General features: G+C 37.5%; 14 protein-coding genes. 10 read left to right on the forward strand and 4 right to left on the reverse strand.

Annotated features, from left to right (window positions below; genetic code table 11):
- Positions 1–54: 54 nt before the first annotated feature.
- Positions 55–2,358, reverse strand: a complete 2,304-nt coding sequence (gene helD, locus AC1Q6O_RS18810) for an RNA polymerase recycling motor HelD (protein ID WP_492401961.1) — start codon at positions 2,356–2,358, stop codon at positions 55–57.
- 576 nt (positions 2,359–2,934) lie between these two features.
- On the opposite strand from helD, the gene AC1Q6O_RS18815 reads away from it, so the two are divergent.
- The 4 genes from AC1Q6O_RS18815 to AC1Q6O_RS18830 all read left to right on the forward strand — a co-directional run bounded on the left by AC1Q6O_RS18815 (position 2,935) and on the right by AC1Q6O_RS18830 (position 7,319).
- Positions 2,935–4,347, forward strand: a complete 1,413-nt coding sequence (locus AC1Q6O_RS18815; RefSeq protein ID WP_090002652.1) for a YfcC family protein — start codon at positions 2,935–2,937, stop codon at positions 4,345–4,347.
- A 31-nt stretch (positions 4,348–4,378) separates the two neighbouring features.
- The gene (locus AC1Q6O_RS18820) at positions 4,379–5,548 is read left to right on the forward strand and encodes a M20 metallopeptidase family protein (RefSeq protein ID WP_237068902.1); all 1,170 of its coding nucleotides are present in this window, start codon (positions 4,379–4,381) and stop codon (positions 5,546–5,548) included.
- A gap of 154 nt (positions 5,549–5,702) precedes the next feature.
- Positions 5,703–6,659: an AAA family ATPase gene (locus AC1Q6O_RS18825; RefSeq protein ID WP_090002651.1), complete on the forward strand. Its 957-nt coding sequence runs from the start codon at positions 5,703–5,705 to the stop codon at positions 6,657–6,659.
- Between the two features lie 24 nt (positions 6,660–6,683).
- Positions 6,684–7,319 carry an RNA ligase family protein gene (locus tag AC1Q6O_RS18830; RefSeq protein WP_090002650.1) on the forward strand — a complete coding sequence of 212 codons (636 nt, stop codon included), beginning with the start codon at positions 6,684–6,686 and terminating at the stop codon, positions 7,317–7,319.
- 186 nt (positions 7,320–7,505) lie between these two features.
- Here AC1Q6O_RS18830 and AC1Q6O_RS18835 read toward each other — a convergent pair whose 3' ends face one another.
- On the reverse strand, positions 7,506–8,696 hold the full coding sequence (locus AC1Q6O_RS18835) for a coenzyme F420-0:L-glutamate ligase (RefSeq protein ID WP_008180626.1): 1,191 nt from the start codon (positions 8,694–8,696) through the stop codon (positions 7,506–7,508).
- 121 nt (positions 8,697–8,817) lie between these two features.
- On the opposite strand from AC1Q6O_RS18835, the gene AC1Q6O_RS18840 reads away from it, so the two are divergent.
- Complete coding sequence (locus tag AC1Q6O_RS18840) at positions 8,818–9,735, forward strand: LysR family transcriptional regulator (RefSeq protein ID WP_008180625.1); 918 nt, start codon at positions 8,818–8,820, stop codon at positions 9,733–9,735.
- A 16-nt stretch (positions 9,736–9,751) separates the two neighbouring features.
- Here the strand turns inward: AC1Q6O_RS18840 and AC1Q6O_RS18845 are convergent, their stop codons facing one another.
- Positions 9,752–10,633, reverse strand: coding sequence for a LysR family transcriptional regulator (locus AC1Q6O_RS18845; protein WP_089986417.1), 882 nt, complete (start codon positions 10,631–10,633; stop codon positions 9,752–9,754).
- Positions 10,634–10,746: 113 nt separating this feature from the next.
- Here AC1Q6O_RS18845 and AC1Q6O_RS18850 point away from each other — a divergent pair, with 113 nt between their 5' ends.
- Positions 10,747–11,769 carry a YeiH family protein gene (locus AC1Q6O_RS18850; RefSeq protein ID WP_107922760.1) on the forward strand — a complete coding sequence of 341 codons (1,023 nt, stop codon included), beginning with the start codon at positions 10,747–10,749 and terminating at the stop codon, positions 11,767–11,769.
- A 145-nt stretch (positions 11,770–11,914) separates the two neighbouring features.
- On the opposite strand, the gene AC1Q6O_RS18855 is transcribed toward AC1Q6O_RS18850, so the two are convergent.
- Positions 11,915–12,250 (reverse strand): heme oxygenase, encoded by a 336-nt coding sequence (locus AC1Q6O_RS18855; RefSeq protein WP_036121712.1) that lies wholly within the window; start codon positions 12,248–12,250, stop codon positions 11,915–11,917.
- Between the two features lie 216 nt (positions 12,251–12,466).
- Here AC1Q6O_RS18855 and AC1Q6O_RS18860 point away from each other — a divergent pair, with 216 nt between their 5' ends.
- The 4 genes from AC1Q6O_RS18860 to AC1Q6O_RS18875 all read left to right on the forward strand — a co-directional run bounded on the left by AC1Q6O_RS18860 (position 12,467) and on the right by AC1Q6O_RS18875 (position 16,172).
- Complete coding sequence (locus AC1Q6O_RS18860) at positions 12,467–13,153, forward strand: response regulator transcription factor (RefSeq protein ID WP_090002649.1); 687 nt, start codon at positions 12,467–12,469, stop codon at positions 13,151–13,153.
- Positions 13,137–14,555 (forward strand): sensor histidine kinase, encoded by a 1,419-nt coding sequence (locus AC1Q6O_RS18865; protein WP_090002648.1) that lies wholly within the window; start codon positions 13,137–13,139, stop codon positions 14,553–14,555. Before AC1Q6O_RS18860 ends, AC1Q6O_RS18865 begins: the two co-directional genes overlap by 17 nt.
- A 214-nt stretch (positions 14,556–14,769) precedes the next feature.
- Entirely contained in the window at positions 14,770–15,471 is a 702-nt protein-coding gene (locus AC1Q6O_RS18870; RefSeq protein WP_089986413.1) for a polyphosphate polymerase domain-containing protein, read from the forward strand.
- Positions 15,472–15,488: 17 nt separating this feature from the next.
- On the forward strand, positions 15,489–16,172 hold the full coding sequence (locus AC1Q6O_RS18875; RefSeq protein ID WP_492401966.1) for a DUF4956 domain-containing protein: 684 nt from the start codon (positions 15,489–15,491) through the stop codon (positions 16,170–16,172).
- Positions 16,173–16,226: the final 54 nt, after the last annotated feature.

A 16,226-nucleotide genomic window follows, 5' to 3' on the forward strand; every position in this document is an offset into this window, starting at 1 on the left:
CTGGAGCTTTGTAGCCCTGAATGGAAATCACTTCGTACATTCAACACTTCCCTATCATTGAAGGAAGTACGTTAATTTGTTGATGGAATAAATGTGTAACTCGTGCATAGCTCTTGTACAGGCTGTATAGAAATAGTTACGTTCTGTTTCTCGTGAATAGTTGGCGGCTGATGCATTATAGATCAGGACCGCGTCAAATTCGATCCCCTTTGCCATATAGGCGGGGAGTAATAATATACCCTTTTTAAATTGCTTAGTGTTGTGTGTAATAAGTTGAATATCAACGTGATTGCTTAATTGTTCAAACACTGCTGAGCATTCCGCTGCAGTTTTACAAATAACAGCGATCGTTTCAAATTTATGAGATAGGGTGTTGATGCTCTGGATAATTTGTTTATTTAACTCCAATTCATTTGGCAAAATTGTAATCGAAGGTTCTAGACCATCTCGGTTAAACGCCTCTACTTCACTACCATCATTTAAAATTTTAGCCGTGAGCTGAATGATTTGCTTTGTCGAACGATAGCTTTTCGTTAAAATCATCTTTTCAGCATGCTCACCATATAATTGAGGGTCGAGCAGTGAAGGATTATCAAAGGTATGCGGATGTATAGTTTGATGGCCATCGCCTAAGATTGTCATACGCGCTTTAGGAAATAATTGCTGTAAGACGGTTAGTTGGAATGGAGAATAATCTTGTGCTTCATCAATTAATACATGGCGAATTGTCGTATTTGTTTGCTGACCTTCAATTTTATCCTGTAAATATAAAAACGGAGCTGCATCTTCATAAGCAATTAATCGTTTTGCTAAATTAGGAAGGGTGTTTTGGCAAATGTCCTCCCAATTGTCTGGGACAAGCTGCTGAAATTCTTGATAGAGAGAATTAGATATATCAAAGAGTTGACGATAGGTACCTAATATATGAACGAATCTTAATTGATTGACAGAGTTTCGTAAAGGTTTAAAATGTTTTTTTACAATTTGGCGCGCTAATTTTTTGCGTTCATGATCAAAATCATCAAATGAGTTTTCTGTATAGCGTCCCTCATATAAGAGCTCACTGTAAGACTTGGAGTAGTCTTCCTTGTCTAATAGCTCAGTCGCTTCTTCTACCCAATCCTTCGTACGTTCAGCTCTTTCAATTTTCGTTAATTGCTGTAATAACCATTCCTTCACTAATTGTAGGCGATTTGGTATCGACATGGAGGATGGGAAAGAATAAAAGAATTCAGTAATTTCCTGTGCAGTAATAATCCGTTCTCCACGAAAAACAATATTTTTAAATAATAAGCCTTTATTCGACAAATAGCTTACATATTGGTCGATCAATTGTTTGTAAGTCAGGCTTGCTTTAAATGAAATGCTATTTAATTTTGTTACATATTGAGCTTCATCTTTTTCTGTTAATAGATCTTCAAGCTGCTCATAAGGGTATTCTAATTGGAACTGACGACCTAAACGTTTTTCAGCATATTCAATAAACGTTAGTTGTTGCATATTGTCTTCACCTAAATCAGGTAGGACGGTATGGACATATTGATTAAAAAGTTGATTAGGCGTAATTAGTAAAATTTGATCTGCTGTCATTTCATTACGATATCGGTATAATAAATAAGCCACTCGTTGGAGTGCGACGGCCGTTTTACCACTACCCGCAACACCTTCTACTATGAGGTAACGTGAGTGGATATGGCGAATAATTTTGTTTTGTTCCGTTTGAATGGTTGCAACGATACTGCGAATATGTTCGTTTGCATTTTGTGCAAGGATATCGAGCAATAAGTCATCACCAATGGTTAGGCCTGTATTAAACATGGATTGTAGCTGACCATTTTTAATAATAAATTGCCGTTTAAGCAGCATCTCACCGTGAATATCCTCCGTTGTAGTTTCGTAGGAAGCTTCACCAGGAGTGCAATCATAATACATACTGGAAATGGGTGCACGCCAGTCATAAATGATGATGTTTTCATCTTGCTCATCCAAAAGTGTGGCAACACCTATATAAATTTTTAGAGGTTCAGGATGCTCACTTTGTAAAAAATCGATTCGTGCAAAATAGGGTGACTGCTGTAAACGTTCATAAACCTTTACATTTCGAATGGCCCTTTGCTGTGCAAGTTCTGAATCTGAAAGTAGCTCTACTTGTTGTTTAATAGCAAAAAATGTTTCATCAACATCCTCAGCAGTATCTAAATTGACTCTGACATCGTTCCAGAAAGTTTTCTTGATGGCGACAGCATTTTCTTTAAAGCCTTTTTCTTGAAGCAGTAATTCCTTCATTTTGTCATCAATGATATTTAAACAATGCTTAAGGTGCTGCTTTTCTTCCATCCACTCATGTTGATTTTCCAATGTCTACTCACATTCCTCTCCATAGTTTTTATCTTCGCTCGGCATGAACCCTTACCTATATAGATGGTGGGATGTAGGTAATTGTGATTCCTTTTCAATGGCTGAACACTGATCCTTTGAATAACTCGAAAGTCTTCAAACGTAATTATCTCAAGGAGATTTTGTATGGTGATTGAATCAGGAAATTTATCATACATCTACTTCGGTAAGAAGTATAGTCTAGTAATTTTTGTAAATTTATGATACAATAATGGTATAAGGTAATAAAATATTGATATGCATGGACTGCTCTACGAAAAGGTGGAGCAGTCTTTTTTATATGTAGAAAAGTCCGTAATTATTCCTGTTTTGAAAGAAATGATTATTAATTACGTGTCCTATTAGTAGAAATATATTTATTGGAATTATCAAAATATATTGACATTTTAAATTCTGTTTTTTATTCTTGTGTATAAAGTTTCCGTTAATCGGAACAGTTTTCCGTGTGACGGAAAATATGGTGTGTAATCACTTGCCTAATTGCTACGTTGTCTATGTCTCGGTTTAAAGAATAATAAATAGTAGGGGGAGACGGTTATGGTAAACCTGCATCAAGAAAAAAAAGAAGCTGAACCACGTATACAGGGAATTAATGCATTTGTATTAATGTTTATTATTATTTTAGTGATGTCGCTATTAACGTATATTTTACCAGCGGGACAGTATGAAAGAGTTGAGAGTAATGGGAGAATGGTTGTTGATCCGGAATCCTTTCAATACATAAGCTCAAATCCTGTTGGCTTCCTAGAAATATTTAATAGTGTGCATTTGGGGATGCTTGAGGGTGCTCCCATCATTTTATTTGTCTTTCTATTTGGTGGAGCTTTAGGGATCATGCAAAAAACGGGTGCCATTGATTCGTTTATTAAAGTGATGGCCTCTAAGTTTGGGAAAAAGGAGTACGTATTAATCCCTATTCTCGTATTAATATTTGCTAGTTTAGGAACATTAATTGGCTCTGCAGAGGATACGCTAGTATATATAGCCATCATTATCCCTTTAACAATGGCACTCGGTATGGATGCAATGACAGGCTTTGCTATCGTTATGCTCGGTACATTAGCAACGGGCTTTACATCGGGCATTACAAACCCTTTTAACATTGGTGTCGCTCAAACAATTGCCGAGCTTCCGATGTATTCAGGGATGTCATATCGAATAGTCGTGTTTGCCGTTTTTTATATTTTGACAGTCCTTTTTATATATAGACATGCTAAAAAAATAAAGAGCGACCCATCGAAAGGGATTTATGGAAAGTTTAATCCGGAGGAAAGTATAAAGATTGATCTGGACTTTAAAATAAGTACACGACATTTACTAGCATTATTTGTACTATTAGGTAATTTTGTTGCATTAATTGTAGGGGTAATAAAATTCCAATGGTATATAAGTGAAATTGGCGGAATCTTTTTATTAAGCAGTATTATTATGTCTATTATATGTAAGATTGGACCGAATAAAATGGCTGAAGGTTTTATTACGGGAGCTCGAGATATGGTAGAAGGGGCTCTAATCATTGGATTTGCCCAAACCATTTTAGTGATTACGACGAATGGAGGATTAATTGATACTATTCTGCATTTTGTTTCTAATGCCGTAAGTGTTCTACCAGCTTCAATAAATGCAGTAGGGATGTTTTTACTTCAGCTCTGCTTAAATTTCTTAGTACCATCTGGAAGTGGACAAGCAGCGTTAACAATGCCGATTATGACACCTTTAGCAGATTTAATTGGTGTAACTAGGCAAACAGCTGTACTGGCTTTCCAATTTGGTGATGGTATTTCAAATATGGTTATTCCAACGAGTGGGGTTTTATTAGCAGGATTAGCAATTGCAGGTATCCCATTTTCAAAATGGGTTAGATGGGTATTTCCTTATTTCCTTATACAGACATGCTTAGCAATTGTCTTATTAGTCATTGCACATCTCATAAACTATGGACCATTTTAATAATATAAATCATATAGTAGGAGTGATTAGATTGGTAGAAACAATTGATTTAAAACAACAGGTAATTAAATGGCGTCGGCATTTGCATATGTATCCAGAATTATCACATCAGGAGCATGAGACAGCCCGATATATTTATAATCAACTAGTAACGTTTCCACATTTAGAGGTGAAGCGTTTAACAGAGACGAGTGTATGTGCATTTTTAAAGGGGACGAAAACAGAAAATAAGGGGCATACCATTTTACTGCGAGCTGATATTGATGCATTGCCGATTGAAGAAGAAACGGATTTACTTTTTAAATCAACCAATCCTGGAGTCATGCATGCGTGTGGTCATGATGCCCATCCAGCGATGCTACTTGGTGCAGCAAAAGCATTGGCTGAGCGTGGGACTGATTTTTGTGGAGAAATTCGTTTTGTTTTTCAGCATGCTGAAGAGGTGACTCCTGGAGGAGCTGCTCAACTAGTAGCCCTAGGAATTGTAGAAAATGTCGATTATGCCTTTGCTCTACATGTGAGCCCTGATTATGAGGTAGGACAATTTGCTATGAAAGACGGTAAATTTACTGCAGCGGCAGATGATTTTGAAATTAAAATCTACGGTAGGGGCGGCCATGCGTCTACACCAGAGGTCGCTATAGATCCATTACTTATTGGTTCTGAAATAGTTGTAGCTCTGCAAACAATTGTGTCACGTAAAGTACCGAGTACACATGCGCCTGTTTTAACGGTGGCAAAATTTCATTGTGGAACGGCCTTAAATATTATTGCTGATACAGCAGAGCTTGGTGGAACGATTCGTTCACTAGATTCTACGATTCGTGTAGATGCGCGTAAACATTTAGAAAAGATAGCTACAAGTATTGCTTCCATGCACGGTGCAAAGGTAGAAATTAAATGGGAGCTAGGATGTCCCTCTGTTACAAATGATAAAGAGTTAACAGCGTTATCCCGCCGTATAGCTGGAGAGATTGTGGGAGATACAGGTGTGAAGGAGTTACCTGGACCAATGTTTGGTACAGAGGATTTCGCAGATTTTTCAGAAGTTGTTCCTTCATCGATGCAATTTATAGGGGTACATAACGAAGAGTTTGGAGAAGCGTACCCATTACACCATCCTCGTTTTAAAATTGATGAAGAAGCTCTAATTTATGGTGTTCGTTACTTTGAAAATATTGCACGAACACTATGTCCATAAGGGTGAAGTAAGCTAAAAATAATTCATATAGAAGGCATGAGTGCGATTTAGTACATGACTCATGCCTTTTAAATTGCTTGTAAGGATATATTGAAAAGCACTAAAGGATTGTTTATCTTATACGATATAGAAACTGGAAGGGAGGTGAGAAGAGATGAAGGTAATTTTCACAGTTGGATTACCTGGAAGTGGAAAAAGTACATTTGTGAAGCAGCTTGCGAAAAGAGAAAATGCCGTTGTTCTTTCTAGTGACGCTATACGTCAAGAGTTATTTGGTGACGCAACAAAACAGAAATCACGTCAGGTCTTTCGTACATTATATGAGCGTCTTAATGACCTTGTGGCAAAGGGTTATACGGTCATTGTAGATGCTACCAATATTGAACGGGAGCGGAGGATATTTGCACTACGTAAATTGCCAAGCTCGGTTAGGAAGGAATGCTATTATTTTGACACGCCCTATTCCATATGTGTAGCTAGAAACCAACAACGGAAGAGAAATGTACCGTTAGTGGTAATGGAAAAAATGAGTAAGCATTTAGAATTTCCGACGGCGGGAGAAGGGTTTGATGAAGTGCATATCGTACATGGATCTAGCCCCTATGCAATTTCCAAACAACAATTTATTTCGCTTATTCAACGTGAGCCCAATTATGAGGAGCTTTTTCAAACACTTCGAGCAATCCCACTTTTTAAAGAGATTTATCATTTCAATCAAGAAAATCCACATCACCAATTCCTATTATGTCAACATACTTATTTTGTCTTTGCCTATATCAATGAATACTATTCGGAAAGTGATAAGCTGGCATTACAAATAGCAGCATTATTCCATGATGTGGGTAAGCCATTTTGTAAGAAGTATAAACCGTTGCAACAACGATTTGGCTATTTTGGCCATGAAAATGTATCGGCACAGAGGGCTTGTCATTTTTTATTGGAATTGGGTTTTGAAGAGGATTTTGTATTAAAGGTCGTCTATTTAGTACAATTCCATATGCTAATCCAGTATGGTGGCGATCAAGGGGGAAGTGAAATTTATCATTTATTAGATGGGGATTTATTAACTAGGCTTTACTTTTTCCGTGAGGCCGACCAATTTGCTAAATAAACAGTAAAGAAAGGAAGTGTAAATATGACGAAATTAATGAAATACCCAAGAAGCTACCATTTACCATGGAGCAGAAGCTATACTCATGATGACAAGGTTGCTAAAAATGTGAATCATTTTATTGGGAAAGAGGTTGTTGTCACTGAAAAGTTAGATGGAGAAGGAACAACGCTGTACAAGGACTATATGCATGCTAGAAGCATCCATTCAGCTAACCATCCTTCTAGACATTGGGTCAAAACATTCCATGCTAGTTTTTCTTATCAGATCCCAGATAGTTGGCGATTATGTGGAGAAAATATGTACGCGAAGCATTCTATATATTATCAGGCATTAACAAGTTATTTTTATTTATTTAGTATTTGGAATGAAGATAATATTTGTTTGAGTTGGGATGAGACGGTTGCCTTTGCGGAAAAATTAGGTGTTGAAACGGTGCCTGTTTTATACAGAGGGATTTTTGATGAGCGTAAAATAAAACGAATGTTTACTGGGAAATCAATGTTTGATGGTGAGCAAGAGGGTTATGTCATTCGAAATGCCGCATCCTTTCATTATGATGATTTCCAATATAATTTGGGCAAATTTGTGAGACCTCACCATGTTCAAACAAGTGAGCATTGGCTACAAGAAAAAGTAATACCTAACCGTTTAAAATAAACGTAATTACACTCATTTATGAAAAGGACTGAGAAAAATGTAATACTTTATAGAATAAATCAACCATAGTATATATGAGGAAGTTGCTAGGCTGCATATCCCTTTCATCTAGGGATTACAGGTTCGATTCCTGTCATCCTCCATCCAAAAAAGAACTCCCGTCACTAGTACGAGAGTTCTTTTATATTATTTAGTGTAATTATCGAAATATCCTTGAATATAAATCATAGGAGTTCCTTTGTCCCCTGAACCTGATGTTAAATCAGATAGAGAGCCGATAAGGTCAGTTAAGCGGCGCGGTGTTGTTCCTTGTGCAGCCATTTGACCTGTTAAATCTTCATCTTTATTTTGAATGTATTCAGAAATAGCAGCTTTTAACTCTTCTCCTCGAAGATCAGCAAAGTCATTGTCTGCTAAATATTTTAATTTAACCTCGTTAGGAGTTCCGTTTAATCCGGCTGTGAATGCTGGAGAAACAACAGGATCTGCTAACTCCCAAATCTTACCCACAGGATCTTTGAATGCACCATCTCCGTAAATCATAACTTCTACAGTTTTTCCTGTAGCTTCTTTGATTTTAGCTTGGATACCGTCAACAATTGGCTGGCAAGTATGTGGGAACAACTTAATACTATCTTCTGTAGCTTTGTTAGAGCCAAGTAGTCCATATTCAGCATTGAAACCAGATCCATTGATGGATTCAGCTAAAATATTATCAAGGCTGTAAACTTTTTCAGCACCGTTTGCTGTTAAAATGCGCTTTGTGCGGAAACGTGAGTGAATATCACATGCTAGAACACTCTTTGTATAATCTAAAATTGTTTTTGGGTTATTGGAGAAGATGACCTCACATGTAGCCCCTTCTGCTTCAATTAATTCTTTATAGTATTCAATATAATCTACACCAGTAAATGTATGCTTTTTATAGCCGAAATGCTCGCGAAATTCCACTTCATTTAATGTATCTGTCCAAGGATTAATGCCTTTTACATCTAACTCATCGATATCGACAAGATGATTACCAACTTCATCAGATGGGTAGCTTAGCATTAAGACAACCTTTTTAACGCCCTTAGCAATACCACGTAAACAGTTAGCAAAACGATTTCGACTTAAAATAGGGAAAATAACTCCTACAGTATCATTGCCAAATTTCGCGGCCACATCCACAGCGATATCATCAATTGTTGCGTAGTTCCCTTGTGCACGTGCTACGACTGACTCAGTTACGGTCACAATATCTCGATCCTCAATAGCGTAACCTTCTACTTTCGCAGCATTTAACACCGTATCTAAAACGATTTGTTCAATATGATCGCCTTCGTTAATAATAGGACCACGAAGACCTCTTACAACTGTACCGATTACACGTTCCAACTTAATCTCTCCTCATTTAACTTTCGTAAAGTGATTTAAAATCCATATGGTTTTACTATACGCCTCACTCATGATATAAGTAAAATTAATAGTTCATATACTAGCTATAAGAGGTGCTTATATGATAGGGAAATTAGATTTATACCGTGTTTTTAGTGTTGTAGCTAAAAATAATAGCTTTTCAAGAGCCGCCAAGGATTTATATATGACTCAACCTGCTGTTAGTCAAGCGATGATGCAACTGGAAAAGGAGCTGGGTACACGTCTTTTTAATCGGACGCCTAAGGGGGTCACTTTGACAACAGAGGGCAGTCTGCTATTTGAATATACAAATTCGGCTTTAGGACTGTTAGATGCGGGTGAAGAAAAGTTATTAGAATTTAAAAATTTAACAACTGGGCAACTAAAGATTGGCGTAGGAGATACGATTTCACGTTTTTTCCTTATGCCTTATTTAGAGGCATTTCATACGATGTATCCGAATATTAAGTTGGAAATGCTAAATGGTACTACCTCAGAAATTTGTAATTTTATTAAATCAGGTGAGGTGGATATCGGTTTTTGTAATTTTCCTATAGAGGATTCGACATTACAGTTAACGGTATGTACGGATATTCAAGATATTTTTGTCTGTGGGGAGAAATATAAGACACTGGCTTCTAAAAGTTTAAGCTATGAGGACCTGTTAAAATTCCCGCTTATTTTCCTGGAGAAAAAATCCAATTCCCGCAAATACGTAGAGGATTTCTTATTATCCAATGGGGTCCATATTGAACCTGAGTTTGAGTTAGGTTCACATGATCTTGTATTAGAATTTGCCCGTAGTAATTTAGGAATCGCATGTGTTACAAAGGAGTTTTCAAAGGATTATCTCCACCGAGGACTTCTATACGAATTATCTTTAAATGGGAAAATTCCGCCAAGGAGTATAGGTATGTGCTTTTTAAAGACCGTACCCCTTTCTCGAGCGGCGACCAAATTTGTCGAAATCATTGAACATAAACGTTTTAATACTAGAAGAACCATCAAAAAAGCTTAGCGACGGGAAAAGTCAGCTAAGCTTTTTTTGATAATGCTTCAATTAAAATATCGACATTCCGCTTATTTTTCATAGTTGGCGAACAAAGATAAGAAAATGTCCGCATAAAATGCTGTCCTTCAAGGGAGAGAATCGCCATATCACCATTTTTCAACTCACGCTCAATGACACACGCAGACAGTAGGGAAAGCCCAAGTCCTTGCATAACGCTTTCTTTAACGCCCTGATTACTGCTAATGGTTAACAGTGATTGGACCAGTAAACCATTAGCTCTAAATAAATGATCTAAATAATAACGTGTGCCGGAGCCTTCCTCACGCGCAACCCAGCTTTGCTGTTGAAGCTTGTCCGCAGTAATAGGCAATTGCTTTGTCAATGGATGATTACTTGCACTGACAATAAATAACTCATCCTGCATAAATGGCTTAATCAAAAGTTCATTGTCGTGGGCTTGTCCTTCTATCAGGCCAATATCAACTTGCAATAATTTTGTATATTGAATGATTTCTTTCGTATTACCAATAATAATTTGAAGCTCAAGTTGTGGGAAGCGTTGTTGCAAGCTAGCGATAATGGGAGGCAATATATATTCTCCAATGGTAAAACTAGCACCTATGACAAGTGTCCCTTGTACTTCTTGATGATAGGCTGCAATGTCATCCTTAGCTGCCTCAGTTATCGCCATAATCTGCTTAGCCCGTTTATAGAGAATTTCACCAGTTGGTGTAATTTGTACAGATTTTGGCGAACGAATAAATAAAGTAGTTTGTAATTCCTGCTCAAGGTTCTTAATGTGTAGGCTGACACTCGGCTGTGAAATATGAAGTATTTCTGAGGCCTTTGTAAAATTATTGACCTCTACCAGTGTGATGAACGTTTTTAAAGCCTCATATTGCATATTTACACCCCTGTAATTAGAAATATTAATAATAACAATTATATATATGTATTTTACTAATCATGAGCTTTTTTATAAAGTAGTAATCAACAAAGGAGAAAGAAGTGAACATCATGGTTAATGGACAGAACAAAGGAAAATACGCACTTCATCCAAACTTTCTAAAGGGAATATTACTAACACTCTTGATAGCCTTAGTTGCAAAATATATTGCTACTTTTCCTTTCTTTTCAATATTAGGGCAATTGGTCATTGCTATTATATTAGGGATGGCTTGGCGCGCAGCATTTAAAGTGCAGGATTCCTGGCAAGTGGGAATTTCATTTTCCAGTAAGAAGCTATTACGATTCGGTATTATTTTATTGGGGATGCGTTTAAATTTAGCTGATATTTATCACGCTGGCGCTAATGTTTTTTTGATTGCCGTCATTAATTTATTATTTGCATTAATTGTAGTATATGGTCTAACAAAAATTTTCCACGTAGATCAAAAGCTAGGGATACTAACGGCTTGTGGAACCGCCATTTGTGGAGCTGCAGCTGTCGTGGCAATTGCACCTCAAATTAAAGCAAATGAAAAGGAAACTGCTGTGGGGGCAGCCATTGTTGCATTATTAGGTACAGTATTTACACTTGTTTATACAGTACTTTATGCTGTAATGAACTTAACACCAACAGAGTATGGCATTTTCGCAGGTGGTACCTTACATGAAATTGCTCATGTTATTGCCGCGGCATCCGCAGGTGGAGATGAAGCCATTGATATAGCGGTCATTGTAAAGTTAACGCGTGTCGCACTGCTTGTTCCAGTAGCCCTTATAATCGGTATTTTCTATCGAAAAACGGCTAAAGGGGAAGAGAAAAAAGCATTTTCATTGTCAATCATACCGTGGTTTATAGTAGGTTTCTTAGCAATGAGTGCGATTAATTCATTAGGTATTATACCGGCTAATGTGGCGCAAGCCCTTGTAAATATTGCTTACATTTTAATTGCTATGGCGATGGCAGGTCTTGGATTAAATGTTGAGATTAAAACGTTTAAGGAGCTTGGAGTAAAGGCGTTTGTTGCTGGTTTAATTGGTTCAGTTTGTCTATCCGTGTTAGGCTATTTTCTTGTTATTTTTTTAGCACGATGATGAAAAATATTTCCCTGTATTAGGACTAATCATTTATAAAAAGATGTTGTACAAACTACCTTAATGAAAAAGACCCTGCATTGTATGCCAACATGCAGGGCTTTTTAGATAGAATCAGAAGATCATGTATAAATATTTAGTGTGTTTATGAACGTAAAGCTTCGATGGAAGTTGCTAATTCAGCAACTACTATTTTGCTACCGATAATTGGGCTATCCGTTTTTTCCCCTTCAGAGCCTGAACTTGGACGGTGATGGGCTGCAGCAAATGCATCGCTATTACGCCATGCTTGGAAATGCTCCTTGGATTCCCAATACATATTAACACTCATTTCGTCATAAGTAGGATCATCCGTTGAAATTAATACCTCTACTTTATGGAAGCCTTCAAATTGTTGTAGAGGACCTGGTTTTGTAAAGTTTGGAGCCATTCTTGCTGCAAAACCTGGCTTCACTTGAATACGATTTGTAACAATGATCATGCTTTTCCCCCCTTATTTTCATTTACTAGGTTTTTGAATGAATTATCACTGATTATCATTCGCAATCAATGATAAGTGGCTTAAGAAGACATTGTCAATAGAAGTCCTCAATATATTCTCATCGTAAGTATACTTCTGCTTATACGCTGACATTTAACTGACATAATCCAGTGCTATAATAAACATAAGAGCTAGTTAGTCGCGAGGTGAACAAAAATGGCGCAAATATTAGTAATAGAAGACGAATATGCAATTAGCCAGGTGTTAAACGTTTATTTGAAAAAGGTCGGCTATGATGTAACACAATGCTTTAGTGGTGGTGAGGCTTTAGATAAATTTATTGAGACCCAACCAGATTTAGTGTTACTAGATATTATGCTGCCTGAGAAAAATGGCTGGATTATTTTAAAGGAAATTAGAGAATTCAGTGCTTGTCCCATTATAATGTTGACCGCTTTAGGTGAGGTGAATTACCGTTTAGAAGGATTTGACCAAGGGGCAGACGATTATATTGCAAAGCCCTTTATTGCAGATGAAGTTGTTGCGAGAGTGAAGGCCGTTTTAAGACGGGCTGAAGGAAGCACCGATTCATCCTCTTTAAAGCGTTACGGTTCTCTCGAAATTGATAGGAAGGCACATAGAGTGTTTCTAGGAGGGAAGGAAATACTATTAACGCCTAGAGATTTATCGGTGTTTTTATTTTTAGCTGACCATCCGAACCAAACATTTACGCGTGATCAGCTCATTGATCATGTTTGGGGCTGGGAGTATGACGGAAGTGATCGAGCGGTAGACTTAGCAGTGAAACGGCTTCGTAAAGCATTGATGGATTGGGATGAAGCAGAGGGCGAAATAAAGACACTACGTGGATTGGGGTATCAGCTGAGTGTTCAAAAGAAATAAAAGAATATCTTTACTTCAATATTGGACAAGCCGTTACTTACTTACACTATTTATAGGTTTAGCTATAATTTCCTTGATTTCGGCAGCTTGGATTCGCCATACGACGTTTGAAAATCGACTAGAGATGATGGAGTTTTTAGCGGATGAGACGGTCTATCGTTTAACCGATAATTCGGGACTCAGTAATGGGCCGTTTAACGGTATTCCTGGTTTCATTAGGGATCGGGAACGTTTTACTATGAGAGAAATTGATCCTATCCTGTATGTAGTCGATACAAAGGGCAATATCATAACAAGTAACCGCCCTGTACCACCAGGTAGTGCTAAAAATGTAGTGAGTATGTTAGATGGTGAAGAAGGTACAAAGGAATTAACGATAGGATTAGAGCCCGTTCAATATGTGGTCAAAAGAAAAATAGAAAATAGTCAGGAGCTAATTGGCTGGGTGTTAGTAGTGGAGAAGAAAGAAAATTTAACAAGAGTGAATCAAGCCTATGGTCAGCTTGCCATTTTGATTGGGGCGTTGGCTTTATTAGGCTGGGTTGCTATCTATTTTTTATCCAAACGTTTAGCACGTCCCATCAAACAAGTAGCAGCAGCAGCAAAACAAGTGCAGGAGGGTAGCTATTCAGTCGATTTACCTCAGGATAGTAAGGAAAAAGAGGTATATGAGCTTGTAACTTCCTTTGAAAATATGGCTCAAAAACTTGAACAACTGGAGAAAACCAGAACAGAATTATTGGCAGGCGTCACCCATGAACTGAAAACACCCGTCACTTCTATAAGTGGGCTATTACAAGCTGTAAAGGATGGCGTTGTAACAGGACAAGATGCAATGGAATTTATTGATATGGCTGTGGTCGAAACGACAAAAATGAAAACAATGGTTGGTGATTTACTTGCTTTTAACCACTTTGCAGTAGATGCGATTCCGGTGAAGCTTGAGCCTGTAAACGTCAATCAGCTTCTGCGGGAGGCGGTCGCACAGTGGGAAGTAATGCAGGAAGATGACAGTGTTCATGTAAACTTGCACTTAGTTGATCCTGCCATCCATGTACATGTTGATATTGTCCGTATTCAGCAAATTATGACCAACTTATTAACCAATGCGAAACAGTCGATGGATATAGGATCTGTAACGCTAACACTTAAAGAGCAAGGGGATACGGTCTCAATTATTGTAACGGATACAGGGCGAGGTATTCCTGTAGAGGATCAGGCATTTGTATTTGAGCGTTTTTATAGAGGAGAGAATAAAAAATATGCCATTCGAGGGTTAGGTCTTGGATTACCTCTTAGTAAAATGATGGCACAATCTATTGGTGGTGACTTAAAATTAATCGAAAGTCACGCCACAGGAACTTCTTTTGAATTACTATTGCAAAAAGCTACTACGTCGTAAAGGCGTGGTAGCTTTTTTAATGGGCTTCATGGAAACAACAGGCCAGAAATGATTTGTAAAATATCAGTGAAGAAAATGGAAAGTTGACATCTGCCTGACACAAACGCTCTTTATAGTAAACAGTGTAGACGAGAAACGAGCAAAAAGATGCTTTTGCTATCGTTGGGCTTCAGCCGCTATACGACAATGAAATTTAGTAGGGAGTGTGATGTAAATGCCTATAGTAACCTCATTTAATCCAAATGGTCGTCAAGAAATTAAACAGGCGATTTCCTATCCAGACTATGCGTTATTAAAAGCAAAGCTACAGTATATTATGCAGCTGGACATGCATGCGGGGGCGGAGGGGAAATATTTAATTCGGAGTACGTACTTCGACAATTTTGCGAATAAAGTGCTCAATGAGAAAAAGGAAGGCTATATTAATCGAGATAAATACCGCGTACGAATATACGGTAAATCTAGTGCCATTATCAATCTTGAGCGTAAGAGTAAACGGAATAATTTAACCTTTAAAACGAAGTGTGCAATATCTCAAGCTGAATATGAAAAAATGCGCCTTGGAGATATTTCATGGATGGAGGTGGATGAGCGAGGACTGATTAGGGACTTATATCAAGAGATGAGTTACAGCCAGCTTAGACCAACAACAGTAGTAGATTATGAGCGAGAGGCGTATATTTACCCATTTGGTAATGTGCGAGTAACTTTTGATAGTAAGGTGCAATCCAGCTTACGCAATACAGATATGTTTAATCCAAGCTTACCCATGGTGGATGTACTAGAGCAAAACCTAGTGATTTTAGAGGTGAAATACGATGACTATTTACCGGACATCATCAAATATTTACTTCAGTCTGTAGATACACGTGCCGAGGCATATTCAAAATATCAACTTAGTCGTATGTATGGCTAATAAAAGGAGAACGAACGATGGATGCAATTAAATTTAGTGATATTTTTAAATCTAATTTTTTAGAAAAAACAACATCTTTTTCATTAATCGATTCAATTATTGGTTTGGTCGTAGCATTTTTCATTGGACTTTTCATTTACGCAGTTTATAAGAAAACCTTTAATGGAGTGATTTACTCTCATTCATTCAATATTGCATTGCTCATTATGACAATGGCGACAGCACTCGTGATTATGGGGATCAGTTCGAATGTTCTTCTATCTCTCGGTATGGTTGGTGCATTATCCATTGTGCGTTTCCGAACGCCTATTAAGGATCCTATGGATTTAGTTTACATTTTCTGGGCCATTGTTTCAGGTATTTTATGTGGGGCAGGGTTTATTCCTTTAGTCATTATTGGAGCTGTGTTAATTGGTCTTGTGCTGTTAGTATTTGTCAATAAAATCACAGTAGAAAATCCTTATTTATTAATTGTAAAGTTTGAGGAAGAGCTAGCATCTCAAGAGGTGGAGCGAATTATAGCTGCACAAACAAAAAAATTCGCCCTCAAATCGAAGTCGATTATGAACAATGAGGAGATGGAAACTACGTATGAAATTCGCGTCAAACAAAACGATGCTAAACTAATGGATCTGCTTACAAAAGTGCCGGGTGTAAAATCTGCCATTATGCTAAGCTATGACGGGAACTTTACAGCATAATGACTGCGTTCACAAAAAGGATTCCAAAGCGAGGTGTCAGTGATGATTAAAACC

The organism is Lysinibacillus sp. GW823-FHT06C08, assembly GCF_058795135.1.

Coding starts and splice junctions, on each gene's coding strand:
- AC1Q6O_RS18815 (WP_090002652.1), top strand. CDS start 2,935: ATGGTAAACCTGCATCAAGAAAAAAAAGAAGCTGAACCACGTATACAG.
- AC1Q6O_RS18825 (WP_090002651.1), top strand. CDS start 5,703: ATGAAGGTAATTTTCACAGTTGGATTACCTGGAAGTGGAAAAAGTACA.
- AC1Q6O_RS18830 (WP_090002650.1), top strand. CDS start 6,684: ATGACGAAATTAATGAAATACCCAAGAAGCTACCATTTACCATGGAGC.
- AC1Q6O_RS18840 (WP_008180625.1), top strand. CDS start 8,818: ATGATAGGGAAATTAGATTTATACCGTGTTTTTAGTGTTGTAGCTAAA.
- AC1Q6O_RS18845 (WP_089986417.1), bottom strand. CDS start 10,633: ATGCAATATGAGGCTTTAAAAACGTTCATCACACTGGTAGAGGTCAAT.
- AC1Q6O_RS18850 (WP_107922760.1), top strand. CDS start 10,747: ATGGTTAATGGACAGAACAAAGGAAAATACGCACTTCATCCAAACTTT.
- AC1Q6O_RS18855 (WP_036121712.1), bottom strand. CDS start 12,250: ATGATCATTGTTACAAATCGTATTCAAGTGAAGCCAGGTTTTGCAGCA.
- AC1Q6O_RS18860 (WP_090002649.1), top strand. CDS start 12,467: ATGGCGCAAATATTAGTAATAGAAGACGAATATGCAATTAGCCAGGTG.
- AC1Q6O_RS18870 (WP_089986413.1), top strand. CDS start 14,770: ATGCCTATAGTAACCTCATTTAATCCAAATGGTCGTCAAGAAATTAAA.
- AC1Q6O_RS18875 (WP_492401966.1), top strand. CDS start 15,489: ATGGATGCAATTAAATTTAGTGATATTTTTAAATCTAATTTTTTAGAA.